2 protein-coding genes and 1 pseudogene are annotated in these 4,766 nt (G+C 37.7%); all 3 read left to right on the forward strand.

Translation table 11 applies throughout. The features are described from left to right. A pseudogene (locus tag HMPREF9304_RS08275) lies at window positions 1-235 on the forward strand (MobV family relaxase); the annotation flags it as partial. A gap of 223 nt (window positions 236-458) precedes the next feature. Next, entirely contained in the window at window positions 459-1,922 is a 1,464-nt protein-coding gene (drt3a, locus tag HMPREF9304_RS08280; protein WP_036928181.1) for an antiviral reverse transcriptase Drt3a, read from the forward strand. Further along, entirely contained in the window at window positions 1,919-4,102 is a 2,184-nt protein-coding gene (drt3b, locus tag HMPREF9304_RS08285) for an antiviral reverse transcriptase Drt3b (protein ID WP_231564500.1), read from the forward strand. Before drt3a ends, drt3b begins: the two co-directional genes overlap by 4 nt. The last annotated feature ends 664 nt before the right edge of the window (window positions 4,103-4,766 follow it).

Genomic DNA, 4,766 nt, shown 5'->3' on the forward strand with positions numbered 1-4,766 from the left:
CTTTGATGATGATACCGTGGTGAAGATGCACCAAAAGCAGGTAGCTGTACGTGGTACTGCTGATGTATATTCAGGAATGTACAAACGTAACTTCACGGAGGAAAATGCGGAGCTACGCATCACGACCAACGAGAAGCGTCAACCAATCCTTACCATCAATGGTCTATCTGTTCCTGATTGGTGCGAGCAGAAGTGGCAACAACTCATTCATCGTAACCGTTCACAACGACTGTAATCGCCTTTTTCTTTCACTGACAAGAAGAAAAACATGAAAAAACGCTCACTTCTGCTCGCAAAGTGTTACCTTTGTATCTGAAACAGTGAGCGTTCTTTAGTTATTCAAAATATTTTGTATCAGTGACTGCGCTTTTCTGTCGAAATAAAAAGCAAAACAATTACCTCCAAACCGAAGCGGAAGGAGTGGTTGAATAAACAGATAGATAGACAAACTCTAAGAGATGTCTCAATATAGCTTCTCATATAACTACAATTCGCTGAATGATGCCTTCAATGCAGTGAATAGGAAGGGAAAGATGCAGAAAAAGTATCTTTCACGTGAATATTTGGAAGTAGCTCAAAAGTATCGTGATATGAGAAAGGAGTTAAATGAGATATTGAGAAAGAAAAAGGCAGAGCGTACGGAGGAAGAAACGAACCATGTTGACTACTTAAAGCAATCGATGAAGGAGAATGCTAAGCAACAGAAAGCCTTGCTTCAAGAGCATCTTAACAGAGTATCTTCAAATATTTTATCTAGTAGTTTTCGTTTCACCCTCACACCAGATGCTTCAGAAAATCCGCTGAAACCAGTTTATTCTATTGGAACTACAGCTGAAGAGTTTTTCGCAATGCAAGTCCTTTGCAGGAATGTGAAAAAGCTGTTTAAGATATCTATGTCAAGTCGCAATGAGATACTTTCTCAGTTAAAGATGTTGTTGAGGGAGGATAAGAGCAGGTACTATGTAATCCGAACGGATGTTCGTCACTGCTTCGAGTCGATTCCGCATGATAAATTGTTTGAGTATTTGGAGGGGAACAATCTGCTTGACATAAAGAGTAAATCGCTCTTGCGCGGACTCATACGTAAGGAGTTTGAAACCAAGAATTTGCGCCCAGTTATAAAGACTCCACAAACAGGTATTCCACGAGGATGTGCTATCAGTTCACTACTGTCCGAATTATATTTGTCCAAGATAGATGATGTGATTAGGCGTACTCTGCCAGGAATAGTCTTCATGGCAAGATATGTGGATGATATTATTGTTGTTGCACATCCAGATCTAGACGAAGAGCACCACTGGCCATTAGATGATTATGTCAAAGCTCTAACTGATGCGTATGCTAAAAATGGTTTGACAATTCACACACCTACAGATGGGACGAACAAATGCTATACTTATGACTCCCAAGCTACAACAAGCCTAAAATTCGATCTTTTAGGATATACCATACAGTCTATCAAAGGAAATAAGGATAAGCAAGGCTTTTTTTCTTTGTCGAAAAATAAAAAGCAAAGGATATCAAATCGCATAACAAAGACCTTTCAGAAATTTGGTATTTTGTTAAATACAGTTTCTTACGATATTGCAGCTCATTACCTGTTTGATGCATTACATGTGTTGACATGCAATATCAATCTGTATAACGCCAAGCGAGGAGTGAAGGTGGGTATATTTTACTCAAACCAATTGCTGGACAACATAAAAGACCTGGAGAAATTAGATAGGCTACTTCAACATAGCTGTGGACAAATATCATTGAAAGGTAAAGCGTTTATAGATCCTGCTAAACAGCCACAAATTGAAGCAACTCTGAAGAAACAGCTTAAGCAAGTATCTTTTGTTAAAGGTTTCGCAATGCCTCATAAGCGATATAAGATAAAGAAAAGTAGACTGCAAATGATTAAACAATCGTGGGTATGAGAAAGAGGAAAAAGATAAAGCTTAGCTATAGCAAAGAGCGGGTACTCTTTTCTGATGTCTTGCCCTATGAGTGTCCTATAATATTCTCAAACCGATATTTGTATCGATTTCTTGCCAAATATTTATGGGTTGGTGGAGAACAAATGGTTGATAATATTATGTGCAATGTTTTAGAGCAATCTAAACGTTTAGAAGAAAAGGATGCGAATGCTTTTGCTGCACTGCTATTTGGATGTTATGAAAAGGGTAAAAGAATAGGTGTACTACAACATCGACCAAATGCTCTATTCTACCCCTATCAATTCAATATCGCTCACAAGGCGAATAAGAACAGAACGTTGTCTATTATACATCCATATAACCAGTGGCAAGTAGTAGAGTTTTATGATAAGTATAAATATTCCATACTCTATCTTTGCCATCAGAGCAAATACTCTCTTCGCAAACCACGCAAGATAGCGCAATACTTTTACTACAGAGATCGGCTCCACCGGAAGTTGTCAGGTCATGAGAGTGATAAAGTTGAATTGTTCTTCAATGAATATGAGAACTTAAAAACTTATTTCAGTTACGAGAAGTACTCAAATATATACAAATTCTATGAGGATTACAGATACCAACGAGCAGAAAAGAAATTCAAACATCTTGTGAAGTTCGATTTACAGAGCTGTTTCGACAGTATTTACACCCACACCATAAGCTGGGCGACTGCAGGAGGGGCGGACAAGGTGAAGGTTTTGCCCGGATATCATGGTTCATGGCTTGGTGATGCATTTGACAATCTAATGCAGTCGGTCAATGCTCGTGAAACTAATGGTATTGCAATAGGTCCGGAGTTCTCTCGAATCTTTGCAGAGATTATACTTCAGTATATAGACCAAAAGGTTGAGCAGGAACTATTGGAAGAAAAGCTTTGTCAGAAATCTAACTATGAGTGTTATCGGTATGTTGACGACTATTTTCTCTTCTATAATGACGAAAAGGATAGGGGACTCTTCATGGAAAGTCTAACTAAATGGCTAAAGGAATTCAAAATGCAGATTAGTCCGTCTAAAACAGAAGAGTTTGAAAGACCTTTCATAACAAAGATTACAATAGCCAAACAGAGAATTGATCATTTATTTAGTGATATATTCTCGACTCCACTTTGGGAAGAAGTAGAATCAAATTTGGATGTGGAGAAAGAAGATGAAACTGAAGACGAAAATTCGGATAAAGACAGGGAAATACTATATAAGAAATTCAATATATACCTGTCTGCAAATAGCGTAAATACTCAAATAAAAGCAATAGTTAGGGAATGTGGAATAGAATATCGCGATATAGCAAACTATCTGCTTGAGAAAATGAGCCAACGCCTTGACGCTTTTCTTAATCGATATGAAATAGGCTTCAAGAAATATGAGCGCCTGATGTCTAAAGAGAATACCAATAAGGATGAGGTTGAACTTCTAGCACAAGGAGTACAAAGGAAGCTTACAAGTTTTCTAGTATCTCTGATTGATGTAACGTTCTTTGTTTTCAATAGCAACAGACAGGTAAACACTACATTGAAATTGCAGAAGATAATGAATACCATTGTTATCTATGCAAAACGGCATGGTGATTTTAAAACTAATCCAGAGGTTAGATTCCAAACAATAAGCAAGGATATTATCTTTAAGAAGATTCAAGACGAAATCGCCTTGGTGCTGGCTACAACAGATTCGCATCGTAACACTTTGCATGAAAGTCTTTATCTGTTAATATTAGTCAAAGAGTTAGGTTCTGCATATCTGTTTTCACCTGAAGTTATCAAATCATTCATTGAAAAGAGTGAATTGCAGTATAACTTGTTCGCATGTATTATATTGATGTATTACTATGCGAACCACAAGTGTTATGATACACAAAAGACTTTATTGAAAGAAAATATTTTAAAAAAGTATCGGCTTGTTGCGGAGCAAGAGCGTAAACGCAATTCGGAACTCACGATTCTCACGGCGGATATGATGACTTGTCCCTTTGTAGATGATGCATACAAACAAAGCCTTCTTACATTGATGGGCATTACTAAGACGGAAGATCAACGGATGATATTGCGCTTTGCTAAAAAGCAAAAGTACATCTTCACTCGCTGGACAATGTTTAATTTGAATAAAGAATTACAGGCAAAGATTTCACAGGAAGTATATTCGTAGCTTCTGTAACAGCTGTTGGTCCAACCACTCTTTCACACACATAACCTTCAAGCTAGCCGAAACGACGCAGGAAGTTACGTTTTCCAAAATGGTTGGTTAGGATTGTACCGAATGTGAAATCTTTCCTTTTTATGGCGTGTCCATCGTATTCATTGTTTAAAGCTCACGCACAAAGAATAACACCCGACAATGAATGAAGAATGGATACCTTATTTCTAATTCATATTTCCGATTAATGTAAGCAGAAGTGGCAACAACTCATTCACCGCAACCACTCACAACGGCTGTAATCGCTTTTTCTTTCATCAACAAAGAAGAAAAACGCGAAAGAACGCTCATTTTTCCACGCAAAGTATTACCTTTGCAACAGAAACAGTGAGCGTTCTTTGGTTATACACAACAATGAACTTTCATGCACATTGCTCATTTCTAAATCGTTACCTACACAACTTGCATTCCTTTGCAGAATCTTGTGCTTTAGGAACTTAGCCCAAAATTATATTTTATTACCGGACAGCAATAGAATAGAATAATCTCCCCTAAATAGCAAAAATGCTACTTGGGGGAGTATTTTATGTACGCTCGGCATGAGCATTATCTAACGGGTGTAAGTCCCGAGTAAGCCCTAATAGCGGGAATTACATAGCCAAGAGCAAGGGTGTTC

Origin of the sequence: Hoylesella timonensis S9-PR14, from assembly GCF_000762405.1 — a bacterium.
Taxonomy (GTDB): Bacteria; Bacteroidota; Bacteroidia; order Bacteroidales; family Bacteroidaceae; genus Prevotella; species Prevotella timonensis_A.

Excerpts from the sequence above, each read along its gene's own strand:
- drt3a (WP_036928181.1), top strand. The coding sequence starts at position 459 with ATGTCTCAATATAGCTTCTCATATAACTACAATTCGCTGAATGATGCC.
- drt3b (WP_231564500.1), top strand. The coding sequence starts at position 1,919 with ATGAGAAAGAGGAAAAAGATAAAGCTTAGCTATAGCAAAGAGCGGGTA.